This window comes from Prosthecobacter sp., assembly GCF_044226605.1.
In the GTDB taxonomy this organism is placed as follows: domain Bacteria; phylum Verrucomicrobiota; class Verrucomicrobiia; order Verrucomicrobiales; family Verrucomicrobiaceae; genus Prosthecobacter.
In genome coordinates this window covers 57,837-73,980 of sequence record NZ_JBGAGS010000016.1, presented here as the reverse complement: position 1 = coordinate 73,980, position 16,144 = coordinate 57,837, and the positions used below count along the sequence as shown (strand labels likewise).

Genomic DNA, 16,144 nt, shown 5'->3' with positions numbered 1-16,144 from the left:
AAGAGGACGCGACCATGCACTGGTGAAGGGTCAGGTCAGGCGGAGGCTTGGGGTGTTGTAGGGGGAGCCGCACAGAGGATTCCCTTCGGGGGCTGCGCAGGTGCGGACCACTTTACTGGCGTCCTCGCGATGCCCTGTGAGTCTTTGCACCGTTTGGCCAGCCCTGTTTTAAAGGACTGTCGCCACACGCATCCCACGGAGGAGGGTTATTGGGCGGCGACTTTGTCCTTTTCTTTTTTCTTCGGAGGTTCCGCGCTTTCGGCGGTGGGGCTGATGACTTCGCCGCCGGAGGGGATGACGAGTTCGTCGCGAACCTGGGCAAAGGAGCGGCCTTCGCGGGAGGCGTGGATGTAGAGCTTTTGTTTGCGCTTTTTGAGGGTCTTGAGGATGAGCTTCATCTGGTCGGAGTCCACTTTGTCCATGAAATCGGCGAACCAGTAGATGGTGTCGGCTTCCATGACCTCCTTGGACATGAGGGCGGTGGAGGCGTAGGTGATGCCGTTGAACTCGACGAACCAGGTGTTGCGGCGGTTGGTCATGAGGTCAAAGATGGACTCCAGGGGCATAGGCTTGGCGGGGTCGTATCTGATGTTTTTGCGTTCTTCGGCGGAGAGCTTGAGGGAGGTCTTGCCTTCCCAGGCCTGCCAGAAGGCGCGGAATTTGTCGCTGCTGACGGGGTTGATTTCGTCATCGAGCTGTTTGGGAGGGGGCATGAGGCCGCAGCCGAAGTAAAGGACGAGGGGGCTGCCGAAGGCGACTTTGTCGAGCTCCTTGGTGACGAGGGGGAGGAACTTGGTCATGGAGCGGGAGACGTCCATGACGACGGCCATTTTGCGGGTGTCCTTGAGCTCCTTGCCGAACATCATGAGGGGCTTGAAGGTGCGGCCGGACATGGCGCCCATGCCGGTGCCGGAGCCAAAGCCGCCGCCGGAGCCGGCAATGCCGAAGCCGCCGCTGCCGAGCTTGCCGCCATCTGCCATGGAGGCGATGTCTGGGAGCTCGAGCACATCTGGCGGGGCCTCAGGCAGAGTGAGGGTGGCATTGATGCTGGTGGAGACGAGGCGCTGCTTGGGCTGGGACTTTTGCAGCTTCTGCTGCCGCTTCAGCTGCACCTTGTGGGCGAGCTCCGCCGAGGCCTCAGCCCCCTGCTGGGTGCCGCCGCCGGGGAGGAAGTCCACCTGCTTGTCAAAGGCCTGGGAGGCAAAGACGACGAAGCCTGCGAGGGCGAGGAGGCCTGCGTGGATGGCGATGCTCAGTGTGAGCGAACCGCCGCCGATGGAGCGCCAGCGGCGGATGAAGGCATTGGGCTGCTTCTCGGGCGCAGGGATAAAAACTGGCGCAATGGCAGGCTCAGACGATGATCCATCGACTGACTCGTGAGTGTCTTCTGCTGGATCCATAAAGCGATTGTTCCGGTCATAACGGGGCAACCCTTTATTTCTTGTGCTAAATTTAGCAGGCGTTTAACCTATTGAGACTGAAACAGTTGGGGGAGATCTCCCGGGATCTTCTCAGGAGGGCCAAAATGCAGCAGGAGGGTGGAACCGTCTCCCTGCACGACGCGGAAGCCGAGGAGGCGACCGCCGCCGGGTTGAATCTGCATGTCGAGCTGGCGGAGGTATTTCTTGATCAGGAGGGGGCGGGGCACCATGGCCACGGTGACGAAATCTTTCTCCTGCTGGGTGATTTTGAGAGCGAAGTTGCTGGTGAGGGAGGCGGTGTCCATCTCCCGGCCGCTGAGAAATTTCATCCACATGCGGACGCGGCTGTCGTCCGGCTTGAGGGACTGCCATGGGGAGGAGGCGCTTTCCTTGAGGCGGACGGTTTCTTTGTCGAAGATGAGAGTGGTGGTGGCGGGAGAGCCCAGCTCCAGGCGGAAGCGGCCGTCTGCCATGCGCCAGAAGCAGCCGGCGGTGCTGACGGGATCTTTGAGCGCAGGGGTGGTGCGGGTCTGCTGGAAGGGGACTTTGATGCTGCCGATGTCCTTTTGCGCGGTCATCCACTGCTGCATGACAGGAGGGATGGCGGCGGGGTCTGGTGCTGCAAGCACGGGCAGGGCAAGGCAGGAGGCGGCGAGAAGTAGTGCGGACAAACGAATCACAAGGCAAGCCAGACACCCAAATGGCCGGAGTCTCAAGCATTTCGCGGGGCATGATTTCCCTTGCCCCCCCGTGCAAACCGTGTTCTCTGACCTTTCGAACCAACCCCTAATTTACACACATGAGCGAGCGTCGCGTCGTCATCACCGGCATGGGAGTCGTTTCCCCGGTCGGCAATACCAAGGATGACTTTTGGAAGAACATCCAGGCAGGCAAGAGCGGCATCCGCCGCATCCAGTCCATGGATACGGAAAAGTACGACTGCAAGATCGCGGGTGAGGTGGTGGACTTTGATCCGACCAGCTTCTATAACAACCACAAGGACGCGCGGCGCGCGGACCGGTACTTTCAGTTTGCGATGGCGGCCTCGAAGATGGCGGCCAAGGACGCGGGCCTGAACCCTGACAGCCTGGACCCGCACCGGGTGGGCGTGATGGTGGGCAGCGGCATCGGCGGCCTGGGCACGCTGGAAACGCAGTATGAGATCCTGCTGAACAAGGGACCGAACCGCGTGTCCCCTTTCCTGATCCCGATGATGATCACGAACATCGCCAGCGGGATGATCGCGGCGGAATACGGCTTCATGGGACCGAACATGGTGATCGTGACTGCGTGCGCGACTTCCAACAACAACATCGGGGAAGCATGGCGGATGATCAAATTTGGTGATGCGGACGTGATGATCGCCGGTGGTGCGGAGGCGTCCATCCGCCCTAGCGGCCTGGCGGGATTTGCGAACATGAGGGCGCTGAGCCTGCGCAACGATGACCCGGAGCGTGCGTCACGCCCGTGGGACAAGGACCGTGATGGATTTGTGATGGGCGAAGGCGCGGGCGTGGTGGTGATCGAGGAACTCGAGCACGCCAAGAAGCGCGGCGCGACGATTTATGCCGAACTGGCGGGCTACGGCGCGACGGCAGATGCGTATCACCTGACATCTCCGCATCCGGAAGGTCTGGGCGCGGCGAAGTGCATGGAGATGGCGCTGCGCCATGCCAAGCTGAATCCGACCGATGTGCAGTACATCAACGCTCATGCGACCTCGACACCGGTGGGTGATTTGTGCGAGCTGCGTGCGATCAAGCGTGTGTTTGGCGACTATGCCAAGAACGGACTGCTGGTGTCTGGAACGAAGTCGATGACAGGTCACCTGCTGGGTGCTGCGGGTGGAGTGGAGCTGATTGCTTCGATCTATGCGATCAAGGACCAGGTGGTGCCGCCGACGATCAACGTGGAGAATCTGGATCCTGAAGTGGACGTGGACATCGTGCCGAACACGGCGCGGCCTGCGAAGGTGAACGCGGTGCTGAGCAACAGCTTCGGCTTTGGCGGGCACAATGCGGCGCTGCTGATCACGAAGTATTAAGCAGGGCTGATCGTCTCCGAGATTTGATGGACGGGTGTGGCGAGAGCCCGCCCGTCTTTCTTTTTGGGTGTGGGGGAGGCGATGGGGCGGCGCGGGGTGCTGAACTCAGACGGGGAGCATCGTGGTCCTCTCGTTTGGGAACGGTGGTCAGAGGGAGAGCGTGTGGGATCAGGATGATCCCACTCCTGCCGGAGCGGCTGCAGGGGGCTCTTCTGGTACAGACATTGAGTCGTTTTAAGGGGGCGTGGCCCTTCTATACGGATGCTTGCGCACGGCGTGCGGGAATGGTGGCGCTGGGTGCATCTCGCGGAGCGAGATGGGTACTGTACCGGAGGCGGCTCAGCGGGTGAGCGAGAGTTCGAGGTCTTTGGCGCCTTCGGGGACGTCGAGGGTCCAGTCGCCTGCGCCGGGTTTCTGTTCTTTGGTGGTGACGGTGCCGTCGGCGGTTTCGAGGCCGGGGACGTCGGCGGCGCTGTAGCTTACGGTGAGTTTGACTTTGCCGATGATGGGGCCGGATTTTTCATCGAGCTTGAATTTGCCGCCGTTGACGCGGGCGCAGGCGACGGGAGCGGAGGGATCTTCGGGTGAAAAGATGACGCTGCCCCAGCTGACGGGCTTGCCATTGATGGTGACTTTGCCGTTGATGGCGGTGCGTTTCATGGGCTTGAGGAAGCCTTGATTGCGGAGCCAGTCGCGCAGATGCATGGACCAGGTGCCGAGGACGGGATCGCCAAGGAAGAGGCCGACGCCGTGGGGGCCGGGGCGGTAGATGTGGAGCTCGGCGGGGACTTTGTTTTTGCGGCAGGCGAGGTAGAAGGCGACGGCGTTTTCGGCGGGGACGACGGTGTCTTCATCGGTCTGGAAGATGAAGGTGGGCGGGGTGTTGGCGGTGACGCGAGTCTCGGTGCTGACGTGCCTGGCGAGTTCGTCATTGTCGTTCGGGCCGAGGAGGTTTTTGCGGGAGCCTTTGTGGCCGAAGGCCTCGATCATGGAGATGACGGGATAAGTGGGCGCGGCGACGTCGGGGCGGGCGCTGACCTGATCGATGGCGTCATTGGTGGCACCTGCGGGTTTTTCATCGAACATGGTGGCGGCCATGGAGGTGAGGTGGCCGCCGGCGGAGAAGCCGATGATGCCGATACGGTTGGGGTCGATGCCGTATTCTTTGGCATTGGCGCGCACGTGGCGGATGGCGCGCTGGACATCGATGAGCTGCGTGGGGAAATGGTAGCCCTGGCTGCCGAGGCGGTAGTGCAGCACGAAGGCGGAGACGCCGAGGCCATTGAACCATTTGGCGACCTGGATGCCTTCGTGATCCGCGGCGAGGCCGCCGTAACCGCCACCGGGGCAGACGACGAAGGCGGCGCCATTGGCCTTGTCCTTGGCTGCGGGCCAGACATTGATGAAGGGCTGGTCTTTATCTTCAGTGCCTTTGGCGCCGGGTGCGCCTTCGGGCCAGAGGCGGACTTTGGTGGGCTCGGCTTGTGCCAGCGAGGTGAAAAAGAGGGCGGCAACGAAAAGAGAAAGCTTGTTCATGGGGTGGGAATCTTGTTAATCCTGTCCACTTCAACCGTTCTTTCATCTGCCATGATCTCACGCCGTCATTTTCTTTCCACCAGTCTGGGCGCGCTCAGCGTCTCCACTCTTCCTGTGCCTGCCATTGAGCCGATCAAGAGGCCGGGGAAGAGCCGCATGCAGCTGGGGGTCGCGGCGTACAGCTTCCGTGAGTATTTCCAGTGGATGCGTGACAAGGAGCAGAAGCCGAAGGAGGGCAAGGCGCAGTGGAGCATTCTGGATTTCATCGACTGGTGCGGTGATCACAATGTGCCGGGCGCGGAGGTGACGAGCTACTTTTTCCCGAAGGATGTGGATGAGGCCTTCCTGCTGGAGGTGAAGCGCCGGGCGTATCTGCGTGGTGTGCAGCTGGCAGGCACCGCAGTGGGCAACAACTTTGCGCTGCCGAAGGGGGAGAAGCTGAGCGAGCAGATCGCTTACACGAAGAAGTGGATCGACTACTCGGCGATCATGGGCGCGCCGCACATCCGCGTGTTTGCGGGACCGCAGCCGAAGGATCTGAGCGAGGAGCAGGCGGTGGCGAACTGTCTGGAGTCGTATCAGGAGTGTCTGGATTATGCGGCGAAGAAGGGTGTGTTTCTTGGCCTGGAAAATCACGGTGGGATTGTGGCTGAGCCGGAGAACCTCATTAAGATGGTGAAGGCGGCGAAAAGTCCGTGGGCGGGGATCAATCTGGACAGCGGAAACTTCCACACGGAGGATCCGTATGCGGATCTGGAGAAGATCGCGCCGTATGCGGTCAACGTGCAGCTGAAGATGGAGATCAGCCGCAAGGGCGCTGCGAAAGGCGTGAGCGAGCCGAGTGATGTGAAGCGTGTGATCAAGATCATGCGTGATGCGAATTATCAGGGGTGGTTCACGCTGGAATTTGAGACGAAGGAAGATCCGTTTGTGAGGGTGCCGGAGATTTGTGACATGCTGAGGCCGCTGCTGGCGTGAGTTTGCGGGCTTCTCAAGCTTTGCGCATGAAGTTGAGCAGAGGGTCGGTCTGAAGGACAAAAAGGACAGAAACAACCTAAAGGACAGGGTATTCGATGACAACGGGGTGTTCATCCTGGGGTTTCCGCCCTCAGGGAAGGCGCGTGCCCGCGTAACTCCGTATGATCTGCGAAGTGGAAGGTCTTTGAAAACTACCGTCAACGACTGTAAACAACCGTCAACAATCGTAACCCCCCCCTTCCCTGCCATGTCTTACGCACCTACTGTTGTCATTGAGAATTTTTATCCCTGCCTGGATGGCGGGCGGCATCCGGTGAAGCGGGTGATTGATGAGCCGCTGGATGTGTGGTGTGATATTTTCAAGGACGGACATGATGTGATGAGCGCGGTGCTGCGGTGGAGGCTGACGGGGTCGAGAAGGTGGTTTGAGGCGCCGATGAAGCTGGTGGAAAATGACCGCTGGCAGGGGCAGTGCAGCTTTTCCAAGGCAGGACGCTGGGAGTATGTGGTGGAGGCGTGGGGTGACACGTTCCGCTCGTGGAAAAAGACGTTTGCGGTGCGGGTGCAGGCGAAGGACCCGGATGTGCCGGTGGAAGCGCAGGAAGGTGCGCGACTGCTGCGCGAAGCGGGCAAACGTGCGCGTGCGGCAGGTGTGCCGGCGGCAGGGACGCAGCTGGAAGATTTCGCGGATCTGCTGACCTCGATGAAGGCCGCGGACATCATGGATGTGCTGCTGTCAGACGAGATGCAGAGCCTGATGGACCAGTATCCGGACCGCACGCAGTCGACGACTTCGGACACGCTCAAGGCGACGGCGGAGCGTGAGCGTGCGCGCTTCTCGGCATGGTATGAATTTTTTCCGCGCGGTGCTGAGGGACGGAGTGACAAGCACTCAACCTTCCGCGACTGCCTGGGTCGTCTGGACCATGCGGCGCACATGGGCTTTGATGTGATCTATTTTCCGCCGATTCATCCGATCGGTGTGACGGCGCGCAAGGGCAAGAACAATACGCTGACGGCGAAGGAGGGCGACGTGGGGAGTCCGTGGGCGATTGGCGGGCCGACGGGCGGGCATTACAACATCGAGCCGGCGCTGGGCACGGAGAAGGATTTTGTGTGGCTGGTGAAGGAGGCGAAGAAGCGGGGGCTGGAGATCGCGCTGGATTTTGCGCTGAACTGCTCGCCGGATCATCCGTATGTGAAGGATCATCCGGAGTGGTTTTACAAGCGGCCGGATGGCAGCATCCGCTATGCGGAGAATCCGCCGAAGAAGTACCAGGACATCTACCCGCTGAACTTCCACTGTGATGACTGGCGCAACCTGTGGAAGGAGCTGATCGAGGTGGTGCAGTTCTGGGTGGACCGCGGAGTGAAGATTTTCCGCGTGGACAATCCGCACACGAAGCCGGTGGCATTCTGGGAGGAGCTGATCGGCACGATCCAGCGCAAGGACCCGGACGTGCTGTTCCTAGCGGAGGCCTTTACCAAGCCGAAGATGATGCGGGTGCTGGGCAAGGTGGGATTCACGCAGAGCTACACGTACTTCACGTGGCGTGAGGACAAGCAGTCGCTGACGGAGTACGCGACCGAGCTGACACGAACTGACATGCGCTGGTATTACCGGGCGAACTTCTGGCCGAACACGCCGGACATCCTGCCGGGACATCTGCAGAATGCGAATGCGCAGATGTTCCGCATCCGCGCGGCGCTGGCGGCCACGCTCTCCTCCTGCTGGGGGATGTATTCCGGCTACGAGCTCTGTGAGAATGATCCGTACCCGGGCAAGGAAGAGTATGACAACAGCGAGAAGTACGAGCTGAAGCAGCGTGACTACAACCAGCCGGGGAACATCACGTCATTCATCCGCACGCTGAACCTGATACGCAGGGATAATCCGGCGCTGCATTTGTATGACAACCTGAGCTTCCACGGTGCGGACCACCCGCAGATGCTGTGCTACAGCAAGGTGACACCGGACTACAGCAACCGGATGCTGTGTGTGATCAGCCATGATGCGCAGCAGCCGGCAATCGGCATGGTGCATCTGGATCTTGGAGCGCTGGGACTGGATGGCAGCCGGCCGTTCAAGGTGACGGATCTGATGCACAACCAGACTTATGAGTGGAGCGGCGCGGACAACTACGTGGCGCTGCACCCGAATGGCATGTCGATGCACCTTTTCCGCGTGGAGCAGTGATGCGCCATGAAATGCCGTGAGAAGCTGCTCCTGGCCCTGCTGGCACTTTTGCTGGCAGGGCAGACGCCTTCGTGGCGGGTGGAGGCTTCGTCGAAGGCGGCGGCGCTGGGAAGCGGGGCAGTGTTTGTGATCAAGACGCTCAGCGGCCCGACGAAGGCAGAGCTGCGGGTGGTGTTCTTTGATGACAAGCACTGCGGCATGCAGGTGGCGGTGAATGGAGTGCGCGCGATGGCGAGGCCGCTGAATGAGATTGGCGCGGATGCGAAGGCGCTGGCGGTGTGCAATGGCGGCTACTTTCATGTGGATACGCTGAAGCCGGTGGGGCTGGAGATCTCCGGAGGGAAACGCGAGGATGAATTTCAGAAAGACGGCGGCTGGGTAGGTGCGCTGATGGTGCGGCAGGGCAAGGCCTCGCTGGTGCTGGAAAAGGAGTTTCAGGATGCGGCTGACATTGCGGAGTTTGTGCAGTGCAGTCCGTGGCTGATTGATCAGGGGCACATGGCGCCACTGCTGATGCAAGGGCAGGATCAGCGAAATCACCGCACGTTTCTTTTGAGTGATGGAGCGGGGCGCTGGGGGATCGGAGTTTGCCACAGGGTCGGATTGCGGGAACTGGCGCAGATTCTACTGACACCGGGGATCATCACGGAGATGAAGGTGCAGCGGGCGCTGAATCTGGACGGGGGACCTTCGAGCGGATTGTGGTGCCGAAGTGAGGATGGACGCGAGCAGTTTGAGAAGCCGGGCTGGACGGTGCGGAATGCGATCGTGGTGGTGCCGAGGGGTGGGAAGTGAGAGGAGGCGGGCGTGGTGCCAGCGTGAGCGCGAAGAGTTCAGGAGTGCGTGCGTCAAGCCCCAGTGCGAGGCCGTCTCGCAGGCAGGACGGCGGGTTCAGGACGAAGAAGATTCAATAGCTTGCGAAAGCGGTGTCGCCGAGGCAAGTGCCCTGCCCTTGCCTCTCTGCCACCGCACTCCACGACGCAGGCGCGCATAGCGAAATTCCCAGTGAGAAGTTGATGGTTTGCTGCGTTCGGAATGGATGCGAACCAGCCTTTTCTGCCTTCTTGCCCTCGGATTGATCTCAACGGCTTCTGCCCAGCAGGCGAAGTGGTACAAGGGGAACACGCATACGCATTCGCTGTGGAGCGATGGGAATGATTTCCCCGACATGATCACGGACTGGTACAAGCAGCATGGCTATGATTTCCTGGCGATCTCTGACCACAATGTGCTGCAGGCAAAGGAGGTGTGGATGAGCGTGCCGGCGATCGAGAAACGGCGGCGGGTGCTGGGCAAGACGACGGTGGATAAGTACCTGGAACGCTTTGGCAAGGAGTGGGTGACGACGCGTGAGAAGGATGGCGTGACGGAGGTGCGGCTGAAGAAGCTGGAGGAGTACCGGCCGAAGTTTGAGGAGCCGGGGAAGTTTTTGATCATCCAGGCGGAGGAGATCACGGCGGGGATTGGCAAGCTGCCGATCCATCTGAATGCGGTGAATTTGCAGGAGGAGATCGCGCCGGTGAAGGACCTGGCGACGATTCCGGAAGTCATCCGGGCGAATCTGCAGCTGGTGAACGAGCAGGCGAAGCGGCTGGGAGTGCCGATGCTCTCGCATGTGAATCATCCGAACTTCCGCTGGGCGCTTTCGGCAGAGGATCTGGCGGCCGTGGTGGAGGATCAGTTCTGGGAGATCTACAACGGGCACCCGACGATCAACTACCCGGGCGACGCCTCACGCATGGGGCATGAGAAGATCTGGGATGTGGCGAACACACTGCGCATCACCGAATACAAAGCGCCACCGCTGTATGGAGTGGGGACGGATGACTCGCACAAATACCATGGCGAGGAGAACGGACCGGGGCGTGGCTGGGTGATGGTGCGTGCGGCGAGTCTGGATCCGGCTGAGATCGTGAAGGCGATGAAGGCGGGGGATTTTTATGCTTCGTCTGGGGTGACGCTGGATGATGTGAGCTTCAAGGATGGGGAACTGCGCATTCGTATTCATGGAGAGCCGGGGGTGACGTACCGCACGGAGATCCGCGGCACGCTGCCGGGCTATGATGCGACGACGCGCCCGGCTCCGCCGGTGGCGGGGGATCTGCACCCGCCACGGCTGCTGTACTCGGATGACATCGGCAAGACGCTGGCAACGATCGAGGGCGAGGAGATTGTATGGAAGCCGAGCGGCAAGGAGCTGTATTTCCGTGCGGTGATCACGTCTTCGAAGCCGTATGAGAAGCCTTCGTTTCCAGGGCAGATGCAGATGGCGTGGACGCAGCCGATGGGGTGGAAGAAGTGAGGGTGGCGGCGGGGTGGGGTGCTCGTATGGGACCGCGACTTCAGAGGAGGCGGCATGCGGCGAAGCGCCATGCAGACGCTGCTGGCACCTCAAGGGTGTGGCGGGGTTTTGGGTTTGCTTCTCTGTCGGATGAATGAGGACCCAGGGCGGCGCTCGCTTAGGCTCGCTTTGCCCTGGGCTACGCTAGGTCGCCCCTTTGGGGCTAGTGTGATGCGGGGGCGAAAGGATGTAAGAGAGGCGATCCGAGGAGAAAGTGGAGGCTCGGATTTCTTGGAAACTGTGAAGCAGGGCGCCCGCAGTGGGAATGCCTTGAACTTCTTCCCGTAGATCGTGGTATTAAGTGGTAGCCGGGCGATGTGGACGGTCCAGTTGCGGCGCAACTGGGCTACTTTTACCGGACTACCGGGGGGCGTGGGTGTGGCGGAGGTGGTCCTTGTTCTGCAGGAACAAGGCTACTTTAGGGCGGGGAGGATGGGGCCGGTGCCGTAGGCGCGGGAGCAGGGGTAGATGGCGGAGCCGCGAGGGGCGTGGTGCTGGACGAGGAGGTCGAGAAGCAGCGGGAGAATGGCGGCGGGATCGAAGGCGGTGACGAAGTAGAAGCAGGCTTCGGGACCGACGCCGAAGCCGACGCGGTGGCCCGCGCCGGATGTAGCGAGCACGTTGTCGAGGGTGTCGCGGAAGGCTTTCATTTCGTCGCCGACACTGCCGCCGTGGAGGATGCGGATGAAGTAGTAGGCGGCTCCGGATTGTTCCAAGGGATCGTGCTCATCGAGACTGTCTCCGAGCATCTCGGAGATGATGTCGGGCAGGCCGGTGACGAACTGGCCGATGTCGTAGGGAGGCGCGGGAACCTCGGGGATTTCTGCGCGGACGATCCGCTGCGCGCCGACGCGGTTCTGCCAGCCGCGCTGAGCCACCTCCGCGTGGATGAACTCGCGCAGCTCGGTGAGCGGCATGGCGGTTTGCAGGCGGTCGTTTCTCGTGGCCAAACCGCCGACGAAGGTGGAGGCGACATCCTCGCCCAGCACGGCATCGAGCATGAGAAAGCCGATGGTGCTGGCCTGCTGGGGCATGGAGGCGAAGGCGGGGTGCCAAAGCCAGAGGCGGAATTTTTCTTCGTCTTCATCGAACTCGGGAGAGACCCAGGTCTCGGTGGCCGCGATGGAGAAGCCGCCGGTGTTGATCTTGAAGGTCTCCAGTTCCGGGACGGGCTGTTTGGCGGCGAAAAAGGACCAGCCGGGGATGGCGGGGGCTTGCTCAAGCCAGTAGTCCACGAGCTGGCGGCGATGGGGATTGCCTGCGGAGGTGAGCACGAAGCTGTGCTTGGCACCATTGGCGCCTGGCTCGAAGCACCAGTCCAGGCGCTCGGGTGTGAGGACGTCCACGGTGCGGTTCATGAGATCCACCAGAGCGGTCTGGTCCCGATGATCCATCATGGCATCGAGGGCGGTGGCGTTGGTGGCGAACCATTCCCAGAAGGTGGCGACGCGAGCGGTGTAGGGAGCGCCGGGAGGGATGGGGAGAGGTTTGCTGGCGGGCTCTGATTTTCCGAAGAGTTTTTTTAGAAACATTAATGGAGGAATATCAGGGGCGCGGGCGGGTGGCAATGCTGTAGAGCGAGGCGGGGGCCGGTGTGGGAGGCGATTGCGATTGAATTGTAAACTGAGAACTGAAAACTGGGAATTGTGAATTGCCGGAGGGAGATGGGGACATCCCCAATGGCTGCTCAAGGTTGTAGGAACAGGTCTTCATGGGCAGGTGCGGAGCGTCGTGCGAGAGCGGAGCGCAGCGGCATCGGAGTGCCGCGCTCCCAGGGGAGGCTGCCGGCGTGCGGCAGGCCTCATGGCGTACGGACGTACTCGCAGTCGGGTGGTTTGGCGGAGGATGTTGGGGAGTATTGAAACGCCTTCGACGCCAAACACACCCAACCTACGCCCGGAGCGCTGCGCTGTGCGGGAACATGGACGTTGGCTGTATTCCCAGGTTTTCAAACACGCTAGCGCATGCGCATGCCTTGCATGCGGCCTTGCATGGCTTCGAACATGGGGGCCATTTCGAGTTTGGCGGAGAGGGGGGCTTCTTTGAAGAAGAGGCCTGCGTCTTTGATGAGGCTTTTTTCAAAATCGGCGGGCGTCTGATCGAGCAGGAGCTGGATTTCAGAATCTTTGCCGGCCTTCTTTTTCATCTCGCGCTGGATGGTGCCGGCGAGGCGGCGGCGGTCTTCGGGGGGAAGTTTTTCGAGGCCTTTCATGACGGCCTTGAAGTTTTCTCCGACGGTGCGGTTTACGTAGTCGCTCTTTTCTTCGAAGGTGAGCGATTTGGAAAAGCGCTCCATGATTTCGAGGCCGTCTTCGCGCATGTCATTGCGCTGGTTGAAGTCGAGCTTTAGGTAAGCGGCGATGACCTTGTCGAGGTAGGCCTGGCGTTTGGACTCTGCGAGTTTCTCATCGGCGAGCCACGGGGCGTTCTCCATGAGGGCGAGGGTCTTTTCCGATGAGAACACATAGTCCTCGGTGGACCACATGACGATGCCAACGCCGGCCCAGACGAGGGCGAGAAAGGCGGCGATCTGGAGCCAGAAGCGTTGGAGCGGCATGGGTGCCTACCTTTTGCCAAAGCGGCGGCCTAGCAACGAAAGAAATTCGCCGGATTCCTCGACCTTGAGTTTTTTGGTGACGGTGAAATAGGCGATGGCGGCGGCGGCAATGCTGGCGGCAAGAGCGGCGCAGCGCAGCAGGAAGTTCAGGTGGGACCAGCCGGACATGATGGTGAATTTGGCCAGCAGGCAGACGGCGGACATGACGAGCACGCCGATGATGAGACGCAGCAGCGACTGAATGAGCGAGTGTGTTTCGAGGCCGGAGGCGAACTTGCGCATGCAGAGGTAGAGGGTGAGGAAATTGAGCGAGAGGCCGACGGCGGTGGCCCAGGCGAGGGCGGTGTGGTCCCAGTGGAAGACGAAGACGGTGATGGAGTTCACCGTGGCGGTGAAGACGATGACGCCAATGCTGACGACCATGGGAATGAAGCGGCGATTGATGGTGTAGAAGGCAGGCTGCAGGACTTTGATGGCGGCGTAGAAGATGAGGCCGAAGGCGTAGGCCTGGAGCGGGGCTGCGGTGTTTTGCACATCTGCGGCGGTGAATTTTCCGTGCTCGAAAATGACGGAGATGATCTCCTGCGAGAGGAGTGTGAGGCCGACGGCGCAGGGCAGCGTGAGGAAGAGCACGAGGCGCAGGCCTTTGGCGAGGGCACCGCGGAAGGCGGGCGTCATGCCCTCGGTGGCGAGGCGTGAGAGCATGGGCAGCGTGACGGTGGCGACGGCGACGCCGAAGAGGCCGAGCGGGAGCTGCTGCAAGCGCTGGGCATTGGCGAGCCAGGCGAGGGATTTTTCATGGCCTGCGGTGAAGGAGGCGAAGATGGAGTTGAGCAGGACAGCGACCTGGGTGCCGCTGGCGGCGAGCATGGAGGGCCACATGAGGTGCAGCACTTCCTTCACGGCGGGGTCTTTGCAGCCGAAGTCAAAGCGGAAGCGAAAGCCGACACGGTGGAGCGATGGGAGCTGAACGGCGAGCTGAAGGACGCCGCCGATGAGAGTGCCGATGGCGAATCCGGTGAGGCCTTTCTCGCTGACGTGACCATGGCGGAAGCCGGGATCGATGATCCAGGCGAGGACGACGCCACCGACGATGCAGCCGAGATTGAAGAAGGCGGAGGCGACGGCGGGGATGAAGAAGACTTTCTTGGAGTTCAGCATGCCCATGACCAGCGCGGTGACGGAGACGAGAGCGATGAAGGGGTACATGATCTGGGCGAGCCAGGTGCCGAGGACCTTGGCCTCCTCGCTCAGGCCGGGAGTGAGAATCCGGAAGAGGATGGGGGCGAGCGCGACGCCGGCGATGGCGACGAGGGTCATGAACCACATGGAGAGGGAGATCATCTTGCGGCCGAGCACCCAGGCGGCTTCGTCGCCCTCGGTCTTCATCTTTTTGGAGAAGGTGGTGACGAAGGCGGTGGAGAGGGCGCCTTCGGCGAAGAGATCGCGCAGCATGTTGGGCGTGCGGAAGGCGGCGGTGAAGATGCCGGTGAAGGCGGAGCCGAAGAAGCCATTGAGAAGCTGGTCGCGGACGAGGCCGAGGACGCGGCTGCAGAGGATGGCGATGGAGACGATGCCGGTGGAGCGGGCCTGGGAGTTGCCGTCGGGCTTTTTTTCGGTCACTGAGCCTGATGGAGATGTTTCATTCATGAGGGCTTAAATGAGTGATGCGCGGGTGATTCAAGACGCTGGCGTTGGTTGCAAAACTCCAGGGTAAACGGGGGAGCGGAGCGTCTTGGAGTGCGGCGGGAAGCGTAGCGCCACGCCGCTTTCGCAGGCCGAACGGCGTGATGGGCCGAAGGAGATGCGATACCCCGCGAAGGCGGTGTCGCCGATGCAGGCTTGCGCCGTGCATCTCTGCCACCGCACTCCAAGACGCTGTCGCGCTCGTTTTGCGCCAGACCTTTTGGCAGAAACCAGGATGCGGCGTGAAATCATCGAAGCTGTTGAAGAGAGGGACGGTTGCGCTACAGGCGGCGGGAGGCGCGGCGGAGCTTGTCCATCATGGCGATTCCCATGCCGTGTTCATGCAACGGTTCTGCAATGATTTCATCGACGCCGAGCTTGTCGAGGGCGCGGAGGACGTAGAAGAAGCGGACGGCGGCTTCGGGGAGCTTGCCGTTGCCGGGGCTGAGCATCATGACTTCCTCCCAGTCGCAGAGATTGAGGTAGCCGTCTTTTTCTTCGCCGCGGTAGCTCATGAGGGCGTAGCGCTTGCCTTCTTCGGGGATGAAGTCTTCGGGGCGCTCGAGGAGGCGGAGGGGTGTTTTCGGCGCGTAGTGAGAGGCGAGCTGGCCGGGGGCGGCGGTGGCTTCATCGACGACGGTGCGGGAGACGTGGCGCACTTTGCCGTAGGCTTTCAAATCTTCGGGCGTGATGGGGCCGGGGCGGACGATGTCGATGAACATCTTGGGGCTGCCGGGCTCGATCTTGATGATGGTGGACTCGAGGCCGAACATGCAGGCGCCGGCATCGACGATGAGGTGGATGCGGCCGTCCAACTCGGCCAGCACGGCGCTGGCGGAGGTGGGGCTGATGGAGCCGAAGCGGTTGGCGCTGGGAGCGGCGAGGGGCTTGTCCAGCGCGCTGATGACGCGGCGGAAAAAGGGATTGGAGCTGACGCGCACGGCGACGGTGGGCAGACCGGCGGTGACGAGATCGGGGACGCAGGGCTTCTTTGGCAGAAGGATGGTGAGGGGGCCGGGCCAGAAGCGCTCGACAAGTTTCTTCAGTGTGGGGGCGATCTCCGGTGGGACGTCTGCGACACGATCGATCTGCTCTTTGCTGGCGAGGTGGACGATGAGGGGATCAAAGGTGGGGCGCTCCTTGGCCTCGAAGATTTTGGCCACGGCGGCGGCATCGAGCGCATTGGCGGCGAGGCCATAGACGGTTTCCGTGGGCAGGGCGACGACTTCGCCCTCGCGCAGCAGGCGCACGGCTTCCTCGACCGCCTGGTGCATGAGCGGGGGCTGGTCGGTGGGAAGGACGGCGGTGACGTAGGAGGACATGGGGATGGCGGGAGCGAAGAGGGACTGAAAACTGGGAACTGAGAACTGAAAATTTTAAATTG

Annotated in this window: 12 protein-coding genes; 5 read left to right on the top strand and 7 right to left on the bottom strand. The window is 61.4% G+C overall.

Features of this window, described 5'->3' with window-relative positions; translation table 11 throughout:
- Nucleotides 1–206: 206 nt before the first annotated feature.
- The gene (locus tag ACILSO_RS21740; protein ID WP_395739564.1) at nucleotides 207–1,400 is read right to left on the bottom strand and encodes a hypothetical protein; all 1,194 of its coding nucleotides are present in this window, start codon (nucleotides 1,398–1,400) and stop codon (nucleotides 207–209) included.
- Between the two features lie 68 nt (nucleotides 1,401–1,468).
- Nucleotides 1,469–2,092 carry an outer membrane lipoprotein carrier protein LolA gene (locus tag ACILSO_RS21735; RefSeq protein ID WP_395739563.1) on the bottom strand — a complete coding sequence of 208 codons (624 nt, stop codon included), beginning with the start codon at nucleotides 2,090–2,092 and terminating at the stop codon, nucleotides 1,469–1,471.
- A 128-nt stretch (nucleotides 2,093–2,220) separates the two neighbouring features.
- On the opposite strand from ACILSO_RS21735, the gene fabF reads away from it, so the two are divergent.
- Complete coding sequence (gene fabF / locus ACILSO_RS21730) at nucleotides 2,221–3,465, top strand: beta-ketoacyl-ACP synthase II (RefSeq protein WP_395739562.1); 1,245 nt, start codon at nucleotides 2,221–2,223, stop codon at nucleotides 3,463–3,465.
- Nucleotides 3,466–3,804: 339 nt separating this feature from the next.
- Here fabF and ACILSO_RS21725 read toward each other — a convergent pair whose 3' ends face one another.
- Nucleotides 3,805–5,001, bottom strand: coding sequence for an alpha/beta hydrolase (locus ACILSO_RS21725; protein ID WP_395739561.1), 1,197 nt, complete (start codon nucleotides 4,999–5,001; stop codon nucleotides 3,805–3,807).
- A gap of 51 nt (nucleotides 5,002–5,052) precedes the next feature.
- On the opposite strand from ACILSO_RS21725, the gene ACILSO_RS21720 reads away from it, so the two are divergent.
- From ACILSO_RS21720 to ACILSO_RS21705, 4 genes are all read left to right on the top strand, one after another.
- The gene (locus tag ACILSO_RS21720) at nucleotides 5,053–5,979 is read left to right on the top strand and encodes a sugar phosphate isomerase/epimerase family protein (protein ID WP_395739560.1); all 927 of its coding nucleotides are present in this window, start codon (nucleotides 5,053–5,055) and stop codon (nucleotides 5,977–5,979) included.
- Between the two features lie 247 nt (nucleotides 5,980–6,226).
- Nucleotides 6,227–8,176, top strand: a complete 1,950-nt coding sequence (locus tag ACILSO_RS21715) for an alpha-1,4-glucan--maltose-1-phosphate maltosyltransferase (RefSeq protein ID WP_395739559.1) — start codon at nucleotides 6,227–6,229, stop codon at nucleotides 8,174–8,176.
- A gap of 6 nt (nucleotides 8,177–8,182) precedes the next feature.
- Nucleotides 8,183–8,971 carry a phosphodiester glycosidase family protein gene (locus ACILSO_RS21710; protein WP_395739558.1) on the top strand — a complete coding sequence of 263 codons (789 nt, stop codon included), beginning with the start codon at nucleotides 8,183–8,185 and terminating at the stop codon, nucleotides 8,969–8,971.
- Nucleotides 8,972–9,215: 244 nt separating this feature from the next.
- On the top strand, nucleotides 9,216–10,478 hold the full coding sequence (locus ACILSO_RS21705) for a hypothetical protein (RefSeq protein ID WP_395739557.1): 1,263 nt from the start codon (nucleotides 9,216–9,218) through the stop codon (nucleotides 10,476–10,478).
- A gap of 452 nt (nucleotides 10,479–10,930) precedes the next feature.
- On the opposite strand, the gene ACILSO_RS21700 is transcribed toward ACILSO_RS21705, so the two are convergent.
- From ACILSO_RS21700 to ACILSO_RS21685, 4 genes are all read right to left on the bottom strand, one after another.
- Nucleotides 10,931–12,049 carry a hypothetical protein gene (locus tag ACILSO_RS21700; protein ID WP_395739556.1) on the bottom strand — a complete coding sequence of 373 codons (1,119 nt, stop codon included), beginning with the start codon at nucleotides 12,047–12,049 and terminating at the stop codon, nucleotides 10,931–10,933.
- 425 nt (nucleotides 12,050–12,474) lie between these two features.
- A complete protein-coding gene (locus tag ACILSO_RS21695; RefSeq protein ID WP_395739555.1) occupies nucleotides 12,475–13,074 on the bottom strand; it encodes a hypothetical protein in 600 nt (199 codons plus the stop codon).
- Between the two features lie 6 nt (nucleotides 13,075–13,080).
- Nucleotides 13,081–14,724 carry a murein biosynthesis integral membrane protein MurJ gene (gene murJ / locus ACILSO_RS21690; RefSeq protein ID WP_395739554.1) on the bottom strand — a complete coding sequence of 548 codons (1,644 nt, stop codon included), beginning with the start codon at nucleotides 14,722–14,724 and terminating at the stop codon, nucleotides 13,081–13,083.
- 317 nt (nucleotides 14,725–15,041) lie between these two features.
- Complete coding sequence (locus ACILSO_RS21685; RefSeq protein ID WP_395739553.1) at nucleotides 15,042–16,082, bottom strand: L-threonylcarbamoyladenylate synthase; 1,041 nt, start codon at nucleotides 16,080–16,082, stop codon at nucleotides 15,042–15,044.
- Between the last annotated feature and the right edge of the window lie 62 nt (nucleotides 16,083–16,144).

What these genes read in the sequence shown, in the direction of transcription:
- fabF (WP_395739562.1), top strand. Translation starts at nt 2,221, where the DNA reads ATGAGCGAGCGTCGCGTCGTCATCACCGGCATGGGAGTCGTTTCCCCG.
- ACILSO_RS21685 (WP_395739553.1), bottom strand. Translation starts at nt 16,082, where the DNA reads ATGTCCTCCTACGTCACCGCCGTCCTTCCCACCGACCAGCCCCCGCTC.
- ACILSO_RS21710 (WP_395739558.1), top strand. Translation starts at nt 8,183, where the DNA reads ATGAAATGCCGTGAGAAGCTGCTCCTGGCCCTGCTGGCACTTTTGCTG.
- murJ (WP_395739554.1), bottom strand. Translation starts at nt 14,724, where the DNA reads ATGAATGAAACATCTCCATCAGGCTCAGTGACCGAAAAAAAGCCCGAC.
- ACILSO_RS21720 (WP_395739560.1), top strand. Translation starts at nt 5,053, where the DNA reads ATGATCTCACGCCGTCATTTTCTTTCCACCAGTCTGGGCGCGCTCAGC.
- ACILSO_RS21725 (WP_395739561.1), bottom strand. Translation starts at nt 5,001, where the DNA reads ATGAACAAGCTTTCTCTTTTCGTTGCCGCCCTCTTTTTCACCTCGCTG.
- ACILSO_RS21695 (WP_395739555.1), bottom strand. Translation starts at nt 13,074, where the DNA reads ATGCCGCTCCAACGCTTCTGGCTCCAGATCGCCGCCTTTCTCGCCCTC.
- ACILSO_RS21740 (WP_395739564.1), bottom strand. Translation starts at nt 1,400, where the DNA reads ATGGATCCAGCAGAAGACACTCACGAGTCAGTCGATGGATCATCGTCT.
- ACILSO_RS21715 (WP_395739559.1), top strand. Translation starts at nt 6,227, where the DNA reads ATGTCTTACGCACCTACTGTTGTCATTGAGAATTTTTATCCCTGCCTG.
- ACILSO_RS21705 (WP_395739557.1), top strand. Translation starts at nt 9,216, where the DNA reads ATGCGAACCAGCCTTTTCTGCCTTCTTGCCCTCGGATTGATCTCAACG.
- ACILSO_RS21700 (WP_395739556.1), bottom strand. Translation starts at nt 12,049, where the DNA reads ATGTTTCTAAAAAAACTCTTCGGAAAATCAGAGCCCGCCAGCAAACCT.